Source organism: Lactobacillus sp. WILCCON 0149 (genome assembly GCF_057197965.1).
Map to the genome: position 1 here is coordinate 2,111,728 of NZ_JBUBHO010000001.1, position 23,511 is coordinate 2,135,238.

Below are 23,511 nucleotides of genomic sequence, written 5' to 3' on the forward strand. Positions count from 1 at the left end.
CCATCCTGGCAACCCAAACTAGTATAGGCTATTTTTTCCAATTTATCGGCTTTTTGGCTATAATTAGATTAGATATTTCATGACATAAAGGAAAAAGATTATGACTGCAGACCTGCAAAATTCAAGACATCAATTAGGAAGACTGGTTGGCGTCAATAAGCGTGAAAATTACTATGAGCTTCATTACGCGACCGGCGAGATCGCCCGCGTCTACTTGATCGCAAGTGGCATCTTCCGCTACTGGCTGGATCCAAGTCAAGAATTTGCCGAAACTGACGACATGCTGGTCAAAGGCATCGAGCCCGACCCGCAATGTTTCGCCCGGGCCACGGCCCACGCGACCAGCGACATGTTCATCATCACCGCTGGCAGCTGCAAGTTGATTTTCCAGCAGAAAACCGGCACCTTCAGCATCTTTGACGAGTCCGTCCACCGGCCGCGGATGGTCCAAGCTTCTGCCCTCGAACTGAGCGGCAAGCACAGCATCGAAATTCTGAAACAAGGGCAAAACGAATACTACTACGGCGGCGGAGTTCAAAACGGCCACTTCAGCCACAAGGGCGAAAAAATCACCATCAAGACCGATGGTATCACCGGGGCTGACGGCGTTCTGGCTGCCGTGCCTTTCTTCTGGACCAACGCCGGCTTTGCCGAACTGCGCAACACGACCGCGACCGGTCACTACGACTTCGGCCGGCAAAATTCCCAGCTCACCATCTTAAGCCACCGGACCCCGGTCTTTGACAGCTACTATATAATAGGAAACTCTCCGCAAGAATTGCTGTCCAGCTTCTATTATTTGACGGGCAAACCCTTCATGCTGCCCAGCTACGCCCTCTCCTTCGGCCACCTCGGCAACTTCCTTGATGGCTCCTGGCAAGAAGCTGACGGCAAGGGCCATGAAGCAGTCCGCTTTGAAGACAACCGCTACTACTCAAGAAAGGCTGAAACCGGCGCCCGCCTGCCTAGCCTGAACGGGGAAAAGGACTACCAGTTCTCCGCCCGGGCCATGTTGGACCGCTACCAGCGCTGGGGCTTCCCATTATCCTGGATCATCCCCAACTATGAAAACCAAACCGCGGCCAAGCCTGATGACTTTGCCGCCTTTGCCAGCTATGCCCAAAATCGCAACTGCCATCCAGGCTTCTGGAGTGAAAAAGGCCAGCCTTTAGCCCGGCACAGCGAATTTGCCGCGGTCGACGACCCAAGCAGCGACTTGACCGCCGTCAATTCCGACCTGGCTAAGGAAAATCCGAAAGCCAAGCCCCTCACCCTAATCCGCGACAGCCTCCTTCCTTACCAAGGCCAGGCTGTCCTGGCCTTCGGCGATGTCAGCGGCGACTGGTCCAGCATCAAAACGCAAATCTCTACCTTATTAGGTGCTGGTTTGTCCGGCCTGCCCTTCATCGGGGCCGCTGCTGGTGGCAAGCATGGGCAAGAAAACGCCCAAGTCGCCGTCCGCGACCTGGAATGGAAGACCTTTACCCCGCTTTTCTTCGTCATTGACGACCAAAGTCCTCTCAGCAAGACCCCTTTCGCCTTCAACAACAAGGTCTCCCGGATCATGAAGGCCTACCTCGGCCTGCGCGAGCAGCTGAAGCCTTACCTTTATGCCCTCAGCCGCCAGGCCCAAGACGGCTTGCCCCTGGTCCGGCCGCTCTTGATGGCCTTTCCGCATGAACAGGTTGGCTACGGCCGGGACTTTGCCGATGAATTCATGCTGGGCGACCAATTGCTTGTCGCGCCAATCGTCAACGGCAAGTCTGACAATCAAGGCATGAGCGTCCGCGACCGGATCTACCTGCCCGACAAGCAGACTGTCTGGATCGACCTCTTTACCGGCGACCGTTTGATGGGCGGCCGAGTCTACAACCGGCGCAAGTACCCTCTTTGGCAATTGCCCGTCTTCGTCAGAGGCGGCAGCATCTTTGACCTGGGCAACCGGCGCTTCGTTCTCTACCCGCAAGGCGACGCCTCCATCAGCACTTACAGCGACAACGACCAAAGCGACTACAAGCACAACAGCGCCCAAACCGTCGTCCGCACCCATGTGGCCGACAGCAAGCTGCGCGTGATCATCGAACCAACCACCGGCTACTACCCGAATATGGCCATTAAAGAGAAAACCTTCCTTTATATATATTGTGACCAGCACCCAGATGAAATCCAGCTCCGGGCCGGCGACAATGAAGTCATCACCTTGACCGAATACGGCACGCCGGAAACCCTGCAAAGAGCCAAGGAAGGCTTCTACTACGACAACAAGTTCTGCTGGCCGGAAGGCTTCAAGGACTTGGGCTCAACCCCTCGCCCAGCTTTGATCATCAAGTTGCAGGAGCGGGACATCAAGCAGGAAAAGCTGGAAATCCTGATCAACAACTTCCGCTTCGCCAATGAGCAACTGGTTCACCAGATCACCGATGCCGCCCTGCCCCTGCCGGGCAAGGTAGAAGTCGACCGGGATAAAATCAGCGCTCACTCTTTGACGGTCAAGTGGGCCCAGCGGACGCCTAGTGTCCAGATCGAATTGAACGGCCTGCTCTACACCGGGATCAGCGGGAACATCTTCACCTTCACCGACCTGGCCGCCAACACTGGCTACCGGCTGCGCCTCCGCTATGAAGCTGGCTACAAGGTATCCGAATGGTCCGACCTCTTGCAGGTCAAGACCAAGCGGGACCCGCGGGACTTTATCATTTCCAATGTCAAAGTCACTTCCAGCCAAGAAAGTGAACGTGGCCACCAGCTGAAAAACCTCCTGGACCGGCGACTGGCAACCGACTGGCAAAGCGTGGGCAAGCCAAGTGAGGACCAGCCACTGACTTTGACCTTCAGCTTCCCGGACCAAACGGAATTAAACAAGCTGATCTACCTGCCAAGAGCCAGCAGCCGGGATGGCCGGCCTTTGAAGATGCGGGTTGAAATCTCCACCGACGGTGAAAACTTTACCAGCTACGGATCTGACTACCAGTTCAACAGTGACTGCAAGAACAAGGTCATCGGTCTCAGAGGGGTCAGCGCCAAGGCTGTCCGCCTCAGCATCCTGGAAACAACCGGTGATTACGCTGCCGCCAGCGGCATCGACTTCTACCGGCCCCTTAAATAAGCAGTAGTTTTTAGACAATTTTAGACAAAAAAACAGTGGAAAGCTTCTCTATGAAGCTTCCACTGTTTTTCTTTAATCGAATCCGAGATATTCTCAGATTCTTTTCGCTGAGAAGGCAAGGATTGAATGAAATGTTGTTTGGGTTTGTGTGTTAACCCTTGTCAGCACCTGCAGTAATCCCACTGACGTAAAACTTCTGCATGATGATGAAGAGGATCGTGATTGGGATAGCGATGATGACACAGCCAGCCACGAATTGGGCGAAGTAGGTCGTCGCGCTCCCCTTTGAAGAAGAAAGCATGTTGTACAGACCGTACGCGATCGTGTAGGTCTTTGGGTCACCTGAAGTAGAGAGGATGATCCCGGAGAAGATGAAGTCTACCCATGGTGCCATGAAAGTCGTTAAAGCTGTGTAGACGATCATTGGCTTGGAGAGCGGCAGGCCGATCTTGGTGAAGACCTGCCATTTGGTTGCACCATCCAGTTCAGCTGCTTCATCCAGTGACCGCGGGATAGTGTCGAAGAAACCCTTGGCAACGTAGAAGCCAAGGCCGGCACCACCGACGTAAACCAGGATCAAGCCGCCCAGGTTCAGCATGTTCAGCCCCTTCAAGATGTAGTAAAGGGCGATCATGGACATGAAGCCAGGGAACATGCCCAAAACCAGGGCAATCTGCAGGAATGGCTTGCGGAATTTAAAGCGTAAGCGGGACAGAACGTAAGCAACTGAGATTTGGATAAAGGTTGACAGAGTAGCGGAAATAATCGCTACGATCAAAGTGTTGATAATCCAGTGCAGGTACGGGAACTGGGAGTTGGTAAAGATCCCGATGTAGTTCTGCAAAGTCCATTTTTCAGGGAAGAAGGTTGAGATAAAGCCAGTGTCATTGTATGAGAAGCTGGCCAAAACGATCCAAAGAATGGGGATCAGCCATAAGATTGCCAAAATCGTCAGCAATAAATATCTGAAGAAAAGGGATACTTTTCTCTGGTTAGAGTAAGACTTCAATTTTATCCCTCCTTAAACGCAGTGGTGTGACGGTAAGCGATCAAGGAAATCGTCGCACTCAAGATGAAGATCAAGATGCCCAGAACGGCTGAGGCGTTGTAGCGCTGCTGCTGACCGAAGGTCAAGTTGTAGAGCCAGTTGACCAGAAGGTCGGTTGAGCCGGCACCGTTGTAGTTGTTGTTCATTGGCTTACCACCAGTCAACAGGAAGATAACGTTGAAGTTGTTGATGTTGCCGATGAACTGCTGAATCAAGGACGGACCCATGACAAAGAGGATCTGCGGGAAGGTAATGTTGTGGAAAATCTGGAAGGAGTTAGCCCCGTCGATTCTCGCTGCTTCAATCTGGTCTTGTGGCAGGTTTTGGATAATTGCCATGGAAACCAGCATTGAAACCGGAATACCAATCCACATGTTGACGATGATGACCGTCAGCCGGGCTACCCAAGGGGCAGCTTCATTGTCGATGAAGTGAATCGGTCCTGAAATCCAGCCCCAGTTCTGCAGCAGGGTGTTCAAAGGCCCCTGCGCGTCCAGGAATTGCGCGATCAACAGCAAGGAAACGAATTGCGGTACAGCGTAAGCAATGATGAAGATCGTCCGCCATACTTTCCGGTGCTTGATCCCCTTGGATTCAATCAAGAGGGCCAGGAGCACCCCACCTAAGAAAGTGGTTGCCGTGGCAGCTACGGCCCAGATCAAGGTCCAGCCCAGGACAGGGAAGAAGGTCCCGGCCAGGTCCCCGCTCAAAACATTGCCGAAGGCTTGGAAACCAGTCCAGGAGAAGCCGATCGGGTGTTGGCGGTCGTAGTTGGTAAAGGCCATGGAAATCATGAAGACAGTTGGCAAAACAGTGAAGAGGATAATCCCCAGCAAAGGTACGAACATTAAGGTCGCGTGCAGGCGGGAGTCCAGCAGGCTGGCCAGTTCTTCCTTGTTGGTGGCAATGTGCTTGCCATCACGCTTCTTGATGTAGTTGGCCCGGGTTGAGCGCAAGTTGGTAATGTAGAGGCAGATGAAACCGATGACCAAGAAGAGAGCCATAATCCCGAAGAGGAGGATCAGGACTGAATTATCTGGCTGTTTAGTCACGTAAACGCCTTGAGCTTGGTCAAAGACGACTCTCTTGGTCTTGTTTTCCCCAAGGTTGCTCAGCATGCTGAGGGCACTGGCCCCGCTAAAGATGAACCAGACCAGGAAAACAATTTCACTGATCAGCAGGCTGAGGCCCTTGGCCCACTGCTTATTCTTCAGGGCGCTGGCGCCCATGAAGAAGAAGGACAGCTTGTCAGCCGCGTCCCCCTTGGACCAGACTTCTTTGTAGCTGGCTGCCGGAGGAACATGTCCTTTTCTTTTAAACATTTTTCATTACTCTCCTTCTCAAGCTTAATTAAAGTTGTTGCTGCTTAATTAAATTACTTTTGAGAAATCTTCTTTGAGAACTTGGCAAGTTGAGCCTTGTATTGGCTGGCCTTGATCTTGCCGTCGTAAGTACCGCTGATCAGAGGAGCTGCACCGTCCCAGAAGGTTGCCATTTGTGGCAGCTTTGGCTGCAGAACTGAGTTGCCTGGTTGCGCCATTTCGATAACTGACTTGGCAACTGGGTCGTTTTGTACGGCACTTGAGTTAACAGCGCTCTTCAAAACTGGGATTTGACCAGCCTTTTCGTGGGCGATCAATTGTGACTTCTTGTTGGTGATGTAAGCAGCCAGTTGTGAAGCGGCCTTGGCATTTGAAGTGTGGGAGTTAACCGCGAACCCTTCGATACCCAAGAAGGCTTCCAATTGCTTCTTCTTGCCGCCAACAGTTACAGTTGGGTACTTGGCAACAGCAAAGTTCTTGCCCAAGATCTTCTTGATGTTGGCAGCGTTCCATGGACCGTCCATGATGGCGTCAGCATTGCCCTTCTTCAGCTGGTTCAAAGCGTTTGAAGTCTGCATTACACCCTTGTTGCTCTTTTGCTTGGCAATCCAGGTCAAAGCGTTGACACCGTTTTGGCTGTTGAAGGTTGACCCCTTCAAGCTTTCACCGTTTTCCCCGTACAGGGTAGTGCCAGCTGAGAAGAAGATTGGCCACATGGTGTAAGCGTTGGTGAAGTCAGTTGCCAGAACGCCCTTGGAAGTCAAAGTGTCCCAGTCCTTAACATCGCTGGCTGACAGCTTGGACTTGTTGTAGTAGATCGTGTCGGCTTGTTGAGCGTATGGGTAAGCGTAAACCTTGCCCTTCCAGGTAACGCCCTTGTATGCCTGGGTGACATAGTTCTTCTTGATGTTGGCAGTGTCACTTGGTGACAGCGGGTTGATGTAACCTGCGTTTGCCATTTGGCCTAATTGGTCGTTTGGAACTTCAAAGACGTCGGCTGCTTTGGAAGCGTCCTTACCAACGTCAGTCTTGGCGTTAGCTGAACCGTTAGGACTTTGGGTAACCTTAACAGTAATGTTTGGATACTTCTTGTGGAAGTCCTTAACAATGTCCTTGTAGTATGATACTTGTTCAGTGTCTACCCACAAGGTAAGTGATGCCTTCTTGTCGGCAGTTGATGAACTGCTGTTGCTGCTCTTGGAGCATGCTGACAAACTCAAGGCAGCCAATACTGCCGCGCTGCTCAAAGCAGCCTTCTTAAAGAAACTCATTTTTTCCTCCTAAACAAACAATTGTTTATTTTTTCATCATCTTGCAGCTCGAGCTGCAAGTTGATTAGCTGAATTAATTATTCTTAAGCGTCCGATATTTGATGGAATTAATCGGTAATCGTTACTTGCGTTTCCTTGTCAAAGAAGTGGGCGTTGTTCAAGTTGAAGCCCGCCTTGACGCTGTCGCCTGGCTTATGGAAGTCACGGGCGTTGACAACGCCGACGAATTCGGTCTTGTCAACGTTCATGTACAGCTGGCTGGTTGCACCCAGCAATTCGGAAACGACAACCTTGGCGGAAACGACCGCTTCCGGCCAGGTTTCCAGGAAGGCTTCTTCCATGTGGATGTCTTCTGGCCGCAGGCCCATTACGACCGGCTTGCCGTTGTAGCCCTTGGCGTCCAGCGTCTTGGCCCGGCCTTCCGGCACCTTAAGCTTGATGCCTTGACCATCGTCAATGTAGCCGTCCTTGTAGGTCACGTTGAAGAAGTTCATCTGCGGTGACCCGATGAAGCCGGCAACGAACTGGTTGGCTGGCTTGTTGTAGACTTCCTTTGGCGTGCCGATCTGCTGGATCCGGCCGGCGTTCATGACAACGATCCGGTCAGCCAAGGTCATGGCTTCGGTCTGGTCGTGGGTAACGTAGATGGTGGTCGTCTTCAAGTTCTGGTGCAGCTTGGCGATTTCCGCCCGCATGGAGACACGGAGCTTGGCGTCAAGGTTGGACAGAGGCTCGTCCATCAGGAAGATCGGGGCGTCACGCACGATCGCTCTACCCAAGGCAACCCGCTGTCTTTGCCCACCGGACAGGTCGGCTGGGCGCCGTTCCAAAAGGTGGGCCAGGCCCAGGACTTCAGCGGCATTCTTGACCCGCTTGTCGATTTCATTCTTGTCATAGTGGCGCAGCTTCAAGCTGAAGGCCATGTTGTCGTAAACCGTCATGTGCGGATAAAGGGCGTAGTTCTGGAAAACCATGGCGATGTGGCGGTCGCGGGGAGCCACGTCGTTCATGACCTTGCCACCGATTTCCAAAGTCCCTTCAGTGATGTCTTCCAAGCCGGCAACCATCCGTAAGGTCGTTGACTTACCACAGCCAGACGGGCCGACAAAGACGATAAATTCGTGATCGCCAATGTGCAGGTCGAAGTCTGACACTGAGTAGTCGTCAGCGTTTGGATACTTCTTGTAGATGTGATTTAAGTTGATTTTTACCATTTTTCCTTACCTAATTCCCTGCTTCAAAAACTTTCTCAATCTCGGTCAAATCCAAGGCGCTGGTTGAACCAACGATGTAGTCGGCCCCTTTCAAAACGATCGGATCGCCAATCCCGACCGCGAACTGGCCGGCCGCCTTGATGGCCGCTACGCCTGCTGGCGCGTCTTCGAAAGAAATTACTTCATTCTTCTCCAAACCAAGCAGTTCCTGGGCCCGGATGTAGATTTCCGGATCCGGCTTGCCGTGCTTGAGGGTGGCCGGGTCAACCCGGGCGTCAAACATGTCTTCCAAATCCAGCTGCTTCAAAATCAAAGGAGCGTTCTTGGAAGCTGAGGCCAGGCCCATCTTTAAGCCTTGAGCCTTGGCCTGCTTGAGCAGGTCGTCCATCTTTGGCAAGATGTCGGCCCGGGTCATGTCCTTGACCGCGTTCACGTAAGCCTCGTTCTTCTTGGCCGCCAGGGCTTCTTTTTCTTCCTGGCTGTAGTCGTTTTCCTTGTGCCCGTATTCCAGGATGATTTCCAAAGAATCCATTCTGGACAAGCCGCGCAGCTTGTCGCCGAATTCTTCCGGCAGTTCAATCCCGATGCCGCGGGCCAGGTCTTGCCAAGCCTTGAGGTGGTAGACAGCCGTGTCAGTGATGACCCCGTCCAGGTCAAAAATTAATCCTTTAAGCATTGGCTTTGTCCTTCTTTCAAAGTTACTCCCTGGTCCCAAACCTTGACTGGCAAGTCTTCACCAGACAGAAGGGTCAGCTTGACTTCCTTGTCCTTTTCAACTGCCAAAGCCAAGATGCGGCCGCGGTAGTTGATCTTGAAGCTGTAGCTGGACCACTTCTTTGGCAGGAATGGGGCAAAGCTGATGCCGTCTTCGTTGTAGCGCATGCCGGCAAAGCCTTGCACGATGGCCAGCCAGCTCCCGCTCATGGAAGTGATGTGCAAGCCGTCAACCGTGTCGTTGTTGTAGTTGTCCAGGTCCAGGCGGGCAGTCCGTTCATAGAATTCAACCGCCTTGTCCTGCTTGCCCAGTTCAGCAGCCAGAATGGCGTGAATTGACGGACTCAGGGAACTTTCGTGAACCGTCATCGGTTCGTAGAAGTCGTAGTTTCTTTCCTTCTCTTCCTTGGTGTAGTGGTCATTCAAGAAGTAGATCCCTTGCAAAACGTCGGCTTGCTTGATGAATGGGGACCGCAGGATCTTGTCCCAGGACCAGTGCTGGTTCAGCGGCAGTTGGTCAGCCGGGATGGTGTCCTTGCTTCTGAGGTCCTTGTCCAGGTAAGTGTCATGTTGGACGAAGATGCCCAGTTCCTTGTCTTCTGGCAGGTACATCCGGTCGACAATGTCTTGCCACTTGGCCAGTTCCTCGTCAGTTACCTGCAGGCGCTTCTTGGCTGCTTCCGTTGCCAATGGCCAGCGCTCGATCGTGTAGCCCAGAAGCCACTTGGCCATGGTGTTGGTGAACCAGTTGTTGTTGACGTTGTTTTCGTATTCGTTCGGGCCGGTTACCCCGTGGATCATGTATTGGCCCTTGCGCTTGGAGAAGTGGACCCGGTCAGCCCAGAAGCGGGCAGTTGAAACCAAGACGTCCATGCCTTCGTCCTTGACGTAGGAGTCATCACCCGTGTAACGGGTGTATTGGTAAATAGCGAATGGAATGTCCGCGTTCCGGTGGATTTCTTCAAAAGTGATTTCCCATTCGTTGTGGCATTCAATCCCGTTGAAGGTAACCATTGGGAAGAGGGCACCCTTGAGGCCTTGCTGGCGGGCGTTGTGGAAGGCACCTGGCAATTGTTCATGCCGGTATTCCAAGAGGGACTTGGTAACTTCCTTAGGCGCAACGGCCAGGTACATCGGCACGATGAAGGCTTCAGTGTCCCAGTAAGTGGCACCGCCGTACTTTTCACCGGTAAAGCCCTTCGGCCCGATGTTAAGGCGTGGGTCTTGGCCGTAGTAGGTCATGAAGAGCTGGAGGATGTTGAAGCGGATCCCCTGCTGAGCAGCCGGATCACCTTCAATCGTCACGTCGCAGCTTGCCCAGCGCTTTTCCCAGACAGCTTCATGGTCGGCCAGGTTCTGGTCAAAAGTCTTGCTGGTCAATTTGGCCATCAGTTCATCGGCCTTGGCTGCTTGTTCTTCATCAGCCACGTCCCGGCTGGTGATGACGATGACGTCCTTTTCCAGTTCCCAGCTTTGGCCGGCCGCCAAAGTCTTGGCGAAGTGCTCGCTGACTTCGCCGCTGGCGGTAGTCACGTCGCCGGAAAGGATTTGACCGTCTTCCCGGGTAACTTCCTTCAAGAGAACCGTGAATTGCGGGGTGCCGAAATTGTTTGGCTTGGTCCGCAGCTGGATGCTGCAGCCGGCAGCATCTTCGCTTAAGGCATCCCAGAAGCCTTCTTCGTAGTTGCTGTCTTCGTTGACCACGTTCCCGTTCAAGCGGCTGGCAATTTGCAGGTCAGCTTCACCGCTGAGGACAGTGGCCTTGACCTTGATCAAAGCAGCTTCCTTGATGACGGAGCTAAGGAAGCGGGTGAAAGTAAATTGAACCCGGCAGTCCTTGCCTTCATAAATAAAACTTCTGGTAAGCAGGCCTTGGTGCATGTCCAGGCTAAGACTGAAATCACTGATTTCATCAGTTGCCAGGTCCAGCTTGTGACCGTTGATGGTCACCGGCAGATCAATGAAGCTTGGGGCGTTCAAGGTCTTGCCGAAGTAGTCCGGGTAACCGTTCTTCCACCAGCCGACCCGGGTCTTGTCCGGGAACCAGACGCCGGCGTAGTAGGTACCCTTCAAACTGTCACCGCTGTAGCCTTCTTCAAAGTTGCCGCGCAGACCCATGTATTCGTTGCCGATTGAAGTCATGCTTTCCTGAAGGCGCTTGTCTTCTTTTGAAAAGGTATGACTGGTCAATTTCCAGGGATCAATTTCAAAAATTCTTTTCATCGCTGTTCTTCCTCGCTCAAATCATTCTGTAATCATTATCAGCTAACATGCAAACGCTAACAAGCTTTATTTTTATGTTACCGTTAACAGCTTCTATTTCACACTCAGAACATAGCCCTTGTCAGCCAGCTGGCCAGCTTCCAAGCCCCGGCTCAAAGCGGCTTCCGCGCTTAAGCTGACAGCTTGGCCGGTCGTGTTGAACCAGCCTTCGATAGTTTCCTTGCCGGTCCGCTTGACGTGAATTAAACCGTTTTCGGCAACTTCCAGCCAGGTCTGCCCCTTGCTCAGGCTTTCCCAGTGCTGGCGGCGGAAGGCGATGATCGCCTGAACTGCCTGCCAGACCGGACTGCCCGCCTGGCTCCAGTCCATTGGCTTGCGGCAGTCAGGGTCATTGTCCCCGCTCATGCCCATTTCCGTCCCGTAGTAGATGCATGGAGAACCGGTTTGAATGAAGGTGAAGGCCAAAGCCTGCAGGGCCTTGTCTTCATCTTCACCGGCCACCGTCTTGATCCGGGCAGTGTCGTGTGAGTCCAAAACGTTCAGCATGGCTGAGTTGCTCTGCTCTCTGTAGAGGAAGAGCTGGTCAGTCAAGAGTTCAGTCATGGTCTTGGCATCTTGCGTCCCCTTGAGGAAGTGGTCGGCAATCTGGCCAGTGAATGGGTAGTTCATGGTACCGGAGAATTCATCCCCGTTCAGCCAGGACTGGCTGGAGTGCCAGGATTCACCCAGGACGTAGAAGTCAGGCTTGATGGCCGTAACAGCTGCCTTGAACTTCTTCCAGAATTGGTGGTCAACTTCGTCAGCCACGTCAAGCCGCCAGGCATCGATGTCGAATTCCTTGACCCAGTAGGTCGCGATCGTCAAAAGGTAGTCCACGACTTCCGGGTTGGCGGTGTTCAATTTCGGCATATGCTTTTCAAAGGCAAAAGTCTCGTAGCTTGGGTCGGCCGGGTCATATGGTTCAACCGGGAAGCGGTTGATGTGGAACCAGCTGGCAAAGCGGGAATCAGGCCCATTTTTGACAACATCCTGCCACTGCATGGAGGAATCGCCCATGTGGTTAAAGACCGCATCCAGCATGACCTTCATCCCCCGGGCGTGGGCTTCGTTGACCAAGCGGGCAAAAAGCTGCTTGTCCCCAAAGTCCGGGTCGATTTCCAGGTAGTCAATCGTGTCGTACTTATGGTTGGAGCTGGCCTTGAAGATCGGGCAGAAGTACAGGCCGTTGATCCCCAATTCCTGCAAGTAGTCCAAGTGGTCCAGCACCCCTTGCAGGTCACCGCCGTAGTAGTCTTCCCGGCCTGGGTGGTCGCTTGGGTTCCAGTCCTTGACGCCTTCTGGGTCATTGCTCTTGTCCCCGTTGGCAAAGCGTTCCGGGAAGATCTGGTACCAAACTGTCTCCTTAACCCAGTCCGGGCTCTTGGTCATGTCGACTGCATGGAAGTAAGGGAGCTTGAAGTAGTTGTTCGGGTCCTCGTAAGTTTCCTTTTCGTTCTTTCTAAAGCCCCGGTCGCCGTAAACCCATTCCTCGCCGTCTTCGCCGTGAATTTCAAAGATGTACTGGGCCCGGTGCAAAGGCAAAGTCACTTCCGTTTCCCAGTAGTCGTTTACTTGGCCGCGTCCGGCCAGGTTCATGGCCTGCTTCTTCAAGTTGGTCAAGGGTTCGTGAACGTCACAATAGTGAACGTAGACTGCCTTGACGTCGCGGCCCGTGTGCAGGCGCAGCTTCAGGGTCTCCGTCGTCACCAGGTAGCAATCTTCGCTTTCAGGTCTGTGTCTAACTGCTGCTGTTTGCATTTTTGTTTCCTCGCTAAAAAATCATCATCACGTTTATTATTTGCTTCTTGCTTTATTGCTTATTTTTTCTTTTGCAAAACTGCCCCGGCAAAAGGCATCAAAGTCAGTTCCTTGCCTTGCAGGTTGATGCTGCCAGCCGTCAAGACGGAAGTCATCTCTTCTGGCAGGGTCAAGTGCTCCTTCTTGGCGCTAAGAGAAACGACCACTAAAGCCCGGTCATCCCCTAAATCCCGCTGGTAGACCAAGAGGTCTGCTTTGGTATCCAGCAGGTAGTAGCCGCCCTTGGTAAACAAAGGGGTCTGCTTCAATTTCAACAGCTGCCGGTAGAAGTTGAGCATGCTGGATGGGTCAGCATCTTCGCTGGCCACGCTGACCTTGTCCCGGCTTCTGCCAGTCAGCCAAGGCTTGGCAGTGCTAAAGCCGCCATACTGGCTGTCGTCCCAAGGCATTGGCCCCCGGGCCGGCAATTTGTGGGTCTGGCTGGCCATTTCCAGGGCCGTCTTTTCATCGACTCCGGCTTCGCCAGCTTCCTTGACAAAATCAGCCACTGTTTCATCAGCAAACTGCTCTACATTGTCAAATTCCAGGTTGTGCAGGCCTAATTCTTCCCCGTAGTAAATCACCGGGATCCCCCGCTCCAGGTACATGGCCATGGCCAAAGACCGCTGCTGGACCGGAGTCTTGGCGATCCGGGTCGCCAGGCGGGCCATGTCATGATTGCTCCAGTACAAGGTCGGCGCGGCCGACAAAGTCTGCTGCCAGACGGTCTGGTTTTGCTTGAAGGCCAGCCAGTCAAACTCTTTTGGCTGGTATTGGCCGCTGAAGTCGGGGTTGACGGAATCTTCTTTTTCCGTAAAGTAGCGGAAGGTAATGACTGAGTCCATCAAATTCCGCTGAGGGTCAGTGTAGTCGGCCGCCAGGTTGATGCTGGCGCTGGCCGCTTCCCCCAAAAGCAGGAGATCTGGAAATTCTTCCCGCAGGCGAGCACAGAAAGGAGCCAGCCATTCCTGCACTTCCGGCCGGTTGGCGAAAAAGTCTTCCGCGATGACCGGCTTGTCGTCCTCACTTGGGTAGGACTGGCGCAGGTCGGCCTTGGCGATATGGATGAAGGCATCCAGGCGCAGGCCGTCGACCCCCTTCTTGAGCCAGAACTCGGCCGCCTTGAACATTTCCTCGCGGACAGCCGGATTCTTCCAGTTAAGATCTGGCATTTCCTTGGCAAAAAGGTGGAAGTAGGACTGGCCCGTTCCGGCCGGGTCAGCTGCCCAGCAGCTGCCGCCAAAGAAGCTGCCCCAGTTGTTTGGCCGGACCCCGTCTTTACCGGCAAAAATGTAGTAGTCCCGGTAAGGGCTGGCCGGATCACTAACCGCTGCCTTAAACCAAGGGTGCTGGTCAGAGGTGTGGTTCAAAACAAAGTCCATGATCAGCTTGATCCCGGCCTGGTGCAGGTCGGTGACAAGTGCTTCAAAGTCTGCCATGGTCCCCATGACCGGGTCGATCTTGTAGTAGTCGCTGACGTCATAGCCATTGTCGACGCCCGGTGACTGGTAGATCGGGTTGAGCCAGACAGCGGTGATGCCCAGCTGCTTTAAGTAGGGAATCCGCTGGCGGACGCCGTTTAAGTCACCGATGCCGTCGCCGTTGCTGTCTTGAAATGATTTCGGGTAAATCTGGTAAATAATGGCATTCTTTTGCCATGCATCCTGCTTAGTCATGTTTCTTTTTCCTCCAGTAAAAATTTAACCAAATTTGTTGTAGCGCTTACAAGCATAGCCTGCCTGTTATCGGTAACAAAAGGCAATGAAAAAAGCATCCCTAAGGATGCTTCAGTCACTATTTGGTTGATTCGGCCTCGCTCAAGCTTGGTTCGATAAAGACCTCCCCTTGCGGAGCGCCATTTTGGGAAATTTTTCTTAAAATGAGTTCCGCCAGCTTCTCGCCAATCAGCCAGAGGTTCTGCTTGACAGTCGTGATCGTCGGCGATGACACCCGGTCTAAAAGGACCCCGTCATAGCCGATTACGCCAAAGTCTTCCGGAATCTTTGCTTCTGCCTCTACCAGGGCCTGGATGACCCCCATGGCAATCCGGTCGCTGGCGCAGGCAAAGCAGGTGTTCTTGGGAAATTCGCCCAAGTGTTCCTGGATAAACTCGCGGGCCGCGGCTGAGCTGTTTTCCACCCGGAAGACACTGGGAATCTTCTTGTTTTGCTGCATGGTGTTGACATAGCCGGCTTCTCTGGAAAATTCAAAGGCCTCGCGGACGTCAATGCCGATAAAGACCACGTTCCGGTAGCCGGCCTTCAAGGCATACTTGGTCGCCATGGTCTCGCCGGCCAGGTTGTTGGTGTCAACGAAGTCGTAGCCGCCCCGGTTCTCGCCAAACAAAACAAAGGGCTGTTTGAGCTCATTGAGCATGCTGTAGTCACTGGTTCTGGCCCCGGTGATCACGTAGCCGTCGGCTGCCCCCTGGTCCAGCTGGCTCCCCTTCAAGAGCAGCTGCAGGGAATAATTCTTCTTCTTCAATTCCGTCGCCATGCCAAACAAGACATTGGTAAAGTAGGGATCGGTCTCATCGATGTCTTCCAAAATCACGAACTTCACCACGCTGGTCTGGTTCTTGGCCAGGGCCCGGGCAGCGTTGTTGGGGTGGTAGTTCAACTTGTGCATGGCATCTTCAACGACCACCTGCAGTTCCGGGGCGACCAGTTCGGGGTGGTTGATCACCCGCGAAACGGTCATTTTCGACACGTGGGCCTTGCGAGCCACATCTTCTAAAGTAGCGGTTCTCTTCAAGCAAATTTCCTCCCATCAAGGATTCATAGTCTAACTTTTTCCTTCTTCACTTCCTACGCTAGATTCTAACACAAAATAGTATATTTTTTGTAAGTTTAAAAATTCGCTTTCAAAAAATTAGATTATCTATTCAACTAATCAGATAAATGACTTATTTTTCCACCCGGCAAAGAAAGGCCGCGTAAGGAGGTAACAGAGACTTAGACAGGTCTTCCGGAACGGGAACGTTGGCCAGGAGGACTTCCTTGACCTTATCCGGCAAGGAGACTTCCTGCTCTTCGCCAGTCAAGTTGCAGACCAGCAGCCACTTGTCTTCGGCGTTTTCCCGGTGGTAGGCCATGACGCCATCTGCCGTGTCCAAAAGTTCAAAGGACCCATCAGTCAAGATCCGCTCCTGGTGGCGGAGGGCAATCAGCTTCTTATAGAAATAATAAATTGAATCAGGATCATTCACTGCATTTTGAACGTTTATTTTCTGGTAGTTGGGGTTGACCGCCAGCCAAGGCCGGCCACTGGTAAAGCCGGCCGAGCTTGAATCATCCCACTGCATTGGGGTCCGGGCATTGTCCCGGCCGCGAGCATTGATGGCCTTGATCAGGTCCTCCTTCTTCCAGCCCTCTGCCAAGCGCTCTTGATACATCCGCCGAGCTTCGATGTCTTCTACCTCGTCGATGGCAGAAACCGGGCAGTTGGTCATCCCGATTTCCTCGCCCTGGTAAATGTAAGGTGTCCCCCGCAAGCCGTGCAGGAGCAGGGCCAGCATCTTGGCGCTGCGCTCACGGTACTGCTGGTCATTGCCGAAGCGGGACACGATCCGCGGCAGGTCGTGATTGTTCCAAAAGAGGCTGTTCCAGCTGTGGTCAAAGTCCAGCTTTTGCCACTTAGCCAGGACATTCTTCAAATCGCCGTAATTAAGGGGCTTGGTGTCCCACTTTTCCTTGCCGGCCTGCTTGTCCAGTTCCGTGAATTCAAACTGGAAGACCATGGACAGCTCTTTTCTGTCCGGGTCGCTGTAAAGGGGAGCGTTGGCCAAAGTTGCTCCCCAGGTTTCCCCGACCGTCAAAAAGTCCCGGTCGCCAAAAGTCTCCCGGTGCATCTCCTGCAGGTAGTCGTGCAGCTTAGGGCCGTTGGCGGTGATCTCTTCTTCTGGCACCTTGCCGATCAGTTCGATTACGTCCATCCGGAAGCCCCCGATCCCCTTGTCGATCCAGAAGTTCATCAAGTCGTAGACCTTCTGCCGCAGGGCCGGGTTCTTCCAGTTCAAATCCGGCTGCTCTTTGGCAAAAAGGTGGAGGTAGTACTGGCCGACCTCGCCGTCATATTCCCAGGCGCTGCCGGAAAAAGCCGACTTGAGCTCATTGGCCTTGTCCGCCCAGACATAGTAGTCGTGTTCCGGGGAGGATGGATTTTTCCGGGCTTCAATAAACCAAGGGTGCTGGTCAGAAGTGTGGTTGACCACCAGGTCCATCACGATCCGGATCCCCCGCTTCTTGGCCTCACTGATCAATTCATCCATGTCCGCCATGGTCCCGTACTTAGGATCAATCGCTTCGTAGTCGGCGATGTCATAGCCATTATCAACGCCTGGTGACTTGTAGACCGGGCAAAGCCAGATAGCATCGATGCCCAATCCTTGCAGGTAGTCCAGTCGCTTGATGATCCCCTGCAAGTCGCCGACCCCGTCACCGTTAGTGTCCTGGAAGGACTTGGGATAAATCTGGTAAATCACGGCCTGCTTCCACCATGGTTCTTGCTTTTCTGCTGTCATTTTATTTCCTCAAACTCTCATCTAAATTCAGCTGAAGCGCTGTCATTTTTCTACAAGTTTAGTATAGGAAAAACAGGCGCGGATGCAAGCAGTTACCGCTAACCAAATGAAAAAGAGCTGCCAGGGCAGCTCTCATAAATACATTATCGTGCTATTGGTAAAGCTGGGTCAGCTTGTCCTTGTTTTCGTCATAGTTGATCCCGGAGAAAAGGTGATCCAGCCACTCCAGGCTCAATTTAAACCAGCGGGCCGTGTGGGGATTGCCCTGCCAGAAGATGTCTTCCGTGGACAGTTCCGGCGTGGCCAAGGAGTAGCCGTGATAGCCGATGTCAAACATGTGGGCCTCGCACTTGACCTTGTTTTTGAACAAGGCTTCCTCGTAGGCCATGGCATTGGTTGGCAGGCAGATCGGGTCATTCCAGGACTGGAAGATGAAGGTCGGCGGCGTCTTAGGAGTAACCCCCAAGGCCGTGTCGACCAACTTCGGGTCATCCGGCAAGGCCCCGTCAGCCCGGCCGCCAATTTCAAAGGCCACCTTGTGGACGTCGGTCAGAGGATAGCCCAGAATCGTGGCATTTGGCCGGACCTGGTCCCCCTTATAGCCATACTTTTCCTGGTATTCAGCTTCGTCAGCCAGGTAATTGGCCGCGCTGACGATATGGCCGCCGGCGGAAAAGCCGATGGTCATGATCTTGTCTGGGTCAATCTGGTATTCAGCAGCGCGTTCGCGGTAGTAGCTGACCGTGCTGAGGACATCCAGGCCGGCGTCAGGGTAGATCTTGCCTTCATCCTGCAAAAGATTGTAGCTGACCACGCAGGCATTGAAGCCCCGGCTGACATAGGCCAGAGCCACCGGCTCACCTTCCTTGACTGACAGGTGGGTGAAGGAGCCGCCCGGCACCACGATAGCCAGGGGGCGGAGCTTGTTTAAGGGAGCGTGGCTGCTTTTGACCGTATAGGTCTGCAGCTTGTAGGTCCGGCCGTTAAAGTTCTTGATCTCTAGTTTTTTCGTTTCCATTTTTTGCCTCACTTTGCCGGCTCATTCCCTTGGCCAGCAAAAAAGTCGCCAAAGGAACCGTCAGCAGCACACCGAGCAGAGAATACATGATAATTAGTGCTTCGTTTACAAAAAGTTTATCATTAATCACCTCACTAAAGGAATAGTGCAGGCGGTAATACCATAAAAAGAGGGACAAAAAACTGCCAAACATCCCGTAGATGATGGTGTTCATGGCCGTGCCCAAAACGTCGTAGCCAATCGCTGCCCCGCTCTTCATCAGCTGTTCTTCCGTAATCTCCGGCTTGGCCTTTTTTAGTTCCAAAATCCCCGAGCTCATCGATACGGCAGCTTCCGCCACCGCCCCAAGGGCTGAGAAAATGGCCACGGTAACGGCGATCTGCCCGTAGCTGATCCCCGGCATCTGGGAGTGGCCCAAGAGAATTTCCCCGGCTTCCGGCCCCAGACCGGCGGCTTGCGCCAGGTATTGGATGCCTAAGATCAAAACGCTGACCAAGCCTAGGACAATTAAAGAGGCATAGAAGGAATTTTTGGCCACGGTATAGTCATGGGTGCCCAGGAAGATGATCGTGACCAGCTTGAGGGGCACGAAGATCGCGGTGATAACGGGGATGCTCAAGCCCCAGGAGATGAGCATGGCCACCAGGACCAGCAAGAGGCTGTTGATCAAGACGCTGAAGAAGCTGCGGATCCCGGTCTCCCCGCCGATGACAGTCATCAAGATGGCCAAAACAATGATTAACGCACCAAGGCTGCTCATTATTGCTTACCTCCTTTCTCCGGCTTTTTTAAAAAGAGGAGGCTGCAGAGGCTGGCAAAAACGATGGTCAAAACGATCCCGATCGCCGAAACCGCGCTCTGCGTTGCCCCCAAGGACATGGTGAAGTTAAAAGTCGTCGCGATAGTATTGTTGTCCCGGAAGTACAGGATGCTTTCCGGCAGGGCTTCAGAAATGAAGATCAAAACCAAGACGTTGATCAAAGGCCCCATGATCTCCTGCCCCATCGTCCGTCCGCTGGCCAAAAGCTCCTTGACGGTGATATCGGGCTTGTGCTGGATCAATTCATAGAGGCTGGAAACAATGTCCGTCGCCTCATCCATCACTGCCCCAAGTACCCCCAGCAGGGCCTGGGCCATGAAGATCCCCCGCGTGTCCTGGGTAGCGTAGTCGCCCATTTCATAGTTGAGGTAGGTCTCCCCGGTCAGTTTAATAACGGCGTAACAGAGAGCAAAAGAGGCGAAGACCCCGAGCAAGGTCGCCAGCCAGGTGACCAGCATCTTTTTATTAATCCCCTGCACGATCGCCAGGCTGAAGAAGGAGAAGACGATATCAGCCACAGAGAACATCCAGATGATCCCCGCCCCGTTGACTGCCACGTCCCAGAGAATCAAGCAGTAAAACAGGATCCAGCTGATGGCCATGGAGACGATCAAGTGCCAGCTCCGCCGGCCGACCACGGCCACCATCAAGGACAAAGTAATGGCCAAGGTCATGACCAGAATCCAGTCTCTTTTTGGCGAAACCAGGGCCAGGCTGCCGTCGGTTACAGTCACGAAGACCCGCTCGCCGGCCCGGTACTTCTGGGTGACCAGCTGGGAAGGATAGTAGGTATTGACCGTTTCAAAGGTCTGCCCCTTGTACTTGCCGGTTAAGACCTGGACATGGAGGTACTGCCGGCGTTCTTCATCCTTATTGCCGTAAATATCAGTTTCTTTTTTCAGCAACCGGTCCTTGATCTTCGTGTCCGTGATCACCGCCACTGGGTTCTTGTAGCCAGTCGTCTTAAAATAGGTCAGCGCGGCCAGGCCCAGACCCACGGCCAGCAGAACCAGGGCGGCCAAGAAGCGCTGCTTTTTCGTTTCCATCCTCTTCGCATTTGCCTTTCTGTTTTTTGTTTAGTTTTCAGCACTTTTTATTTTAGTGCAAAAAAAGGACCGCTTTCGCGGTCCCCTTTAATTTTTAAGTTTATTTAGCAATTTGCGCCATTATTTAAAAATTTTCTTCCACCAGGGAGTCTTCTTAGGCGCCAGTTGCATGTCGGCCAGGGTCCGGTAAGTTGGTGCCCCTTTGGCCGCGTTCTCCTGGGCCCGGCTGAGCAGTTCCCGGTGGACTTCCTGGTCGCTCTTGGCCATGTCAGCCACGACCTGGGCCCTTTTCTGCTCCGGAGTGACCGGCTCTTCTTCCAAAAAGCCGTCATCAAAATCGGGCAGGTCCAAGACATCGTCGGCTGCCTGCTCTTCAGCAGTTTTTTCTGCCTTAGCCTCAGTCAGTTTGGCCAGCTGCTCTTTCAGCTCGGCAATTTCCTGGTCCTTAGCGGCCAGGGCGGCTTCCAGCTGGTCTTCCCTGGCGGTTTTTACCGGCTCTTCTTTCTTTTCGCTGGCAAAAAGTTCCCGGGCAGCTTGGTCGACCTTCTGGCCCTTCTTGACCAGGTCCTGCATTTGCTTCAGCTTTTCCAAGTCTGCTGGCCGGTAGCGGCGGGCATTCTTGACCCGGGGAAAATAAGCGGGTGATGTGGCCTTTTCCACCGCCTGCGAATACTTGCGCAGGGTGTTTTCGCTGACCCCAAGGGCCTGGGCGGCTTCACTGGTCTTCATCTGCTCACTTATCTCACTCATGTTCTGACTTTCTTTCGCAAAAAACTAAATTTTCAATGTACTTTTTTATTAGTCGTGCTTGTGCAGGAGGGTCTTCTTGTGGGCGTAGCGCTCTTCAGCCAGCTTGATCAAGCGGGTGATCAAGTCTGGGTAAGAAATCCCAGCTTCTTCAAACAGCTTCGGGTACATGCTGATGTTGGTAAAGCCTGGCAGGGCGTTCAATTCGTTGAAGATGACTTCCCCGTCGCTTTCTCTAAGCATGGAGTCAACCCGGGCCATGCCGCTGCATTCAGTGATCTGATAGATCTTCAAGGCGTTTTCCCGGACCTTTTCCGCGGTTTCTGCAGGGATCTGGGCTGGGATCTGCAGGGTCGTGGTTGATTCTTCGCTGTACTTGTTTTCGTAGCTGTACCAAGTGTTGTCGGCGTTGATGATCCGGCCGACCCCGGAAACTACCGGGTGGTCATTGCCCAAAACGGCAGTTTCAACTTCAGTGCCGACGATCCCTTCTTCAACCAAAACCTTGTCATCGTACTTGAAGGCTTCAGCCAAAGCTTCAGCGTAATTGCTGTCGTCAACTACGTGGGTGATGCCGACGGAAGAACCCTGGTTGGACGGCTTGACGAAGAGGTTGCTGGTGCCCAGCTGGCCGCTGACCCAGTCGTAGCTGAGCTTTTGGTTCTTGGCGTCTTCGTATTCGTAGCGCTTGATGGATACCCACTTGGCTACCGGCACGCCGGCTCTTTGGGCCAGGATCTTGGTGAATTCCTTGTCCATGGTTACGGCTGCCGCCAAAACGTCGACCCCGACGAAAGGCTTGTCGATCAGGCGGAAGAGGCCTTGCAGAACCCCGTCTTCACCCAGGTTGCCGTGGACGATTGGGAAAAGCACGTCCAGTTCCGGCCGGGAAGCCAGCTCGATCAAGTTGGAAAGGTTGGCCGTCTTATCGGTCTTTTCCACCATGTAGCCTGGCTCTTCCAGGACCTTGTATGAATCAGCTTCACTGGCCACATAGCCGGAGTTCGTGATCCAGATCGGGTGCACGTCAAACTTGTCCTTGTCGATTGCCTTGTAGATGTTGCCGGCTGAAGTGATTGAAACTTCGTATTCGGAGGAGTTCCCACCAAAAATCAAACCAACTTGTGTTTTTTTCGTCATTGTTTCGTCTCCTTTTATCAACTCTGTATTATACCGAAAACTCGGGCTTTTGGCGCACTTTCCCGGCAAATTTTAAGCTTTTTTAGCGAAAGCGCTTAATGGCGAAAAAAGAAAAAAATCAGCTATAATATAAACTAGAAAGGGGTTGATGAAGATGCGTCATAAACCAGTACTGTTTTTGCTGCCGGCAATCTTTTTGGCAGTGGGGCCTACGACTGTCCAGGCAGCGGAATTCACGCCGCAGGAACAGGCAGAGGTGCTTCGTTTTCAAAGAGAATACCAGGCCTTGAGCAAGGCCGTCTACACCCAGCAGAATATCTATGCCAGCAAGCCTTCCTTGAAGAAGAAGTTCAAGGCGGGCAGCTTAAAGACCAGCTACATCAACGAGCAAGTCGCCTACATCAACTACTACCGTGACCTCTTCGGCTTAACCGCCGTCAAGGCGACCAGCCAGGGCAACAAGAATGCCCAGACGACAGCCGCCGTCATGGCCGCCATCAATGCCAACCCGTTCGTCAACCAGCACGGGCTGCCAAATGAGAAGCGGCCAAGCTACATTTCAAAAAAGAACTGGCTTTTGGCCCAGGATATTTCCAACTCGGCCAACCTTAACTTCAATGCCAGCCCGCAGACAGCCGGGGATGTCGTGACCGACCTCTTGACCGACCGCTACAACCTGTCAGGTTCTGACACCGGCCACCGGGCTTGGCTTTTGTCCACCCGCCTCAGCAAGATCTCAGTTGGGGCAGCTTATGGGACCAATGGCTACCGCTACTCGGTCAACCAGGTTTTGAACGTAGGCGACAGCGCAAGAACTGCCAGCCGGGAAATGGTGGCCTATCCAAACGCCGGGGTCTTCCCCCTGGAGCTTTTAAATGGACAAAACATCGCCTGGTCTTTGTACTTCTCAAACAAGGTCGTGACTTCAACGCCGAAGATCACCGTCACTGACGACGATACCGGCAAGACAGTCACGGCCAGCCAGGTAGCCAACTACAGCGAATACGGCTTCGGCAACTTCCAGACCGTGATCACCTACTACCCAAGCAAGCTGCAGCTGACGGCCGGCCACAAATATACGGTCAGAGCCGGCAACCTGGCTACTTACAGCTTCAAGCTCTTCAAGCAGAGCAGCAGCCAAACTTATTCCGGCAAGGTCTCCTCTTCCAGCACCCAAAGCAAGAACAAGGTCAGCCAGCAGGATCTGCAAAACAAAGGCCTGGCCAAGTACCTCTACAAGGTCGGCAAGAAGATCTCCACCGTCAAGAACAAGAAGATCACCAATGCCAAGGCGGTCAAGAAGACCAGCAAGGCTAAGAAGACTACTAAGAAATCCAGCAAGAAGTCTAGTAAGAAATCCACGAAAAAGTCTGGTAAGAAATCTAAGCCTAAGGCTAAATCTAAAAAATCTAGCAAGAAATCCAAGTCTAAAGCTAAAAAGACCAGTAAGAAATCTGCTAAAAAATCCAGCAAGAAGAAGTAAA

Annotated in this window: 17 protein-coding genes; 2 read left to right on the plus strand and 15 right to left on the minus strand. The window is 53.1% G+C overall.

The features are described from left to right. The first annotated feature begins 100 nt into the window (after positions 1–100). The gene (locus ACYVUV_RS09880; protein WP_439776098.1) at positions 101–3,106 is read left to right on the plus strand and encodes a TIM-barrel domain-containing protein; all 3,006 of its coding nucleotides are present in this window, start codon (positions 101–103) and stop codon (positions 3,104–3,106) included. A gap of 151 nt (positions 3,107–3,257) precedes the next feature. Here the strand turns inward: ACYVUV_RS09880 and ACYVUV_RS09885 are convergent, their stop codons facing one another. The 15 genes from ACYVUV_RS09885 to ACYVUV_RS09955 all read right to left on the minus strand — a co-directional run bounded on the left by ACYVUV_RS09885 (position 3,258) and on the right by ACYVUV_RS09955 (position 22,027). Beyond that, entirely contained in the window at positions 3,258–4,115 is an 858-nt protein-coding gene (locus ACYVUV_RS09885) for a sugar ABC transporter permease (RefSeq protein ID WP_439776099.1), read from the minus strand. A 2-nt stretch (positions 4,116–4,117) separates the two neighbouring features. Continuing rightward, positions 4,118–5,476, minus strand: a complete 1,359-nt coding sequence (locus tag ACYVUV_RS09890) for a carbohydrate ABC transporter permease (protein WP_439776100.1) — start codon at positions 5,474–5,476, stop codon at positions 4,118–4,120. A 53-nt stretch (positions 5,477–5,529) separates the two neighbouring features. Continuing rightward, on the minus strand, positions 5,530–6,747 hold the full coding sequence (locus ACYVUV_RS09895; RefSeq protein WP_439776101.1) for an extracellular solute-binding protein: 1,218 nt from the start codon (positions 6,745–6,747) through the stop codon (positions 5,530–5,532). 107 nt (positions 6,748–6,854) lie between these two features. Continuing rightward, positions 6,855–7,961 carry an ABC transporter ATP-binding protein gene (locus ACYVUV_RS09900; RefSeq protein WP_439776102.1) on the minus strand — a complete coding sequence of 369 codons (1,107 nt, stop codon included), beginning with the start codon at positions 7,959–7,961 and terminating at the stop codon, positions 6,855–6,857. Positions 7,962–7,971: 10 nt separating this feature from the next. Then, positions 7,972–8,637: a beta-phosphoglucomutase gene (gene pgmB, locus ACYVUV_RS09905; protein WP_439776103.1), complete on the minus strand. Its 666-nt coding sequence runs from the start codon at positions 8,635–8,637 to the stop codon at positions 7,972–7,974. Beyond that, entirely contained in the window at positions 8,622–10,898 is a 2,277-nt protein-coding gene (locus ACYVUV_RS09910) for a glycoside hydrolase family 65 protein (RefSeq protein ID WP_484499299.1), read from the minus strand. The genes pgmB and ACYVUV_RS09910 overlap by 16 nt, the downstream gene beginning before the upstream one ends. Positions 10,899–10,991: 93 nt before the next feature. Further along, complete coding sequence (locus ACYVUV_RS09915; RefSeq protein ID WP_484499300.1) at positions 10,992–12,695, minus strand: glycoside hydrolase family 13 protein; 1,704 nt, start codon at positions 12,693–12,695, stop codon at positions 10,992–10,994. 59 nt (positions 12,696–12,754) lie between these two features. Continuing rightward, positions 12,755–14,410 carry an alpha-glucosidase gene (locus tag ACYVUV_RS09920; RefSeq protein ID WP_439776106.1) on the minus strand — a complete coding sequence of 552 codons (1,656 nt, stop codon included), beginning with the start codon at positions 14,408–14,410 and terminating at the stop codon, positions 12,755–12,757. 118 nt (positions 14,411–14,528) lie between these two features. Beyond that, complete coding sequence (locus tag ACYVUV_RS09925; protein WP_439776107.1) at positions 14,529–15,488, minus strand: LacI family DNA-binding transcriptional regulator; 960 nt, start codon at positions 15,486–15,488, stop codon at positions 14,529–14,531. A gap of 151 nt (positions 15,489–15,639) precedes the next feature. Next, positions 15,640–17,256: an alpha-glucosidase gene (locus tag ACYVUV_RS09930; RefSeq protein ID WP_484499301.1), complete on the minus strand. Its 1,617-nt coding sequence runs from the start codon at positions 17,254–17,256 to the stop codon at positions 15,640–15,642. Positions 17,257–17,407: 151 nt separating this feature from the next. Beyond that, entirely contained in the window at positions 17,408–18,274 is an 867-nt protein-coding gene (locus ACYVUV_RS09935; protein WP_439776109.1) for an alpha/beta hydrolase, read from the minus strand. Then, positions 18,240–19,034 carry a YibE/F family protein gene (locus tag ACYVUV_RS09940; protein WP_439776110.1) on the minus strand — a complete coding sequence of 265 codons (795 nt, stop codon included), beginning with the start codon at positions 19,032–19,034 and terminating at the stop codon, positions 18,240–18,242. The genes ACYVUV_RS09935 and ACYVUV_RS09940 overlap by 35 nt, the downstream gene beginning before the upstream one ends. Then, entirely contained in the window at positions 19,034–20,140 is a 1,107-nt protein-coding gene (locus ACYVUV_RS09945) for a YibE/F family protein (RefSeq protein ID WP_439776111.1), read from the minus strand. Before ACYVUV_RS09945 ends, ACYVUV_RS09940 begins: the two co-directional genes overlap by 1 nt. A 120-nt stretch (positions 20,141–20,260) precedes the next feature. Next, complete coding sequence (locus ACYVUV_RS09950) at positions 20,261–20,890, minus strand: helix-turn-helix domain-containing protein (protein WP_439776112.1); 630 nt, start codon at positions 20,888–20,890, stop codon at positions 20,261–20,263. 48 nt (positions 20,891–20,938) lie between these two features. Further along, positions 20,939–22,027 carry a D-alanine--D-alanine ligase family protein gene (locus tag ACYVUV_RS09955; RefSeq protein WP_439776113.1) on the minus strand — a complete coding sequence of 363 codons (1,089 nt, stop codon included), beginning with the start codon at positions 22,025–22,027 and terminating at the stop codon, positions 20,939–20,941. Between the two features lie 148 nt (positions 22,028–22,175). On the opposite strand from ACYVUV_RS09955, the gene ACYVUV_RS09960 reads away from it, so the two are divergent. After that, entirely contained in the window at positions 22,176–23,510 is a 1,335-nt protein-coding gene (locus ACYVUV_RS09960; protein ID WP_439776114.1) for a CAP domain-containing protein, read from the plus strand. The last annotated feature ends 1 nt before the right edge of the window (position 23,511 follow it).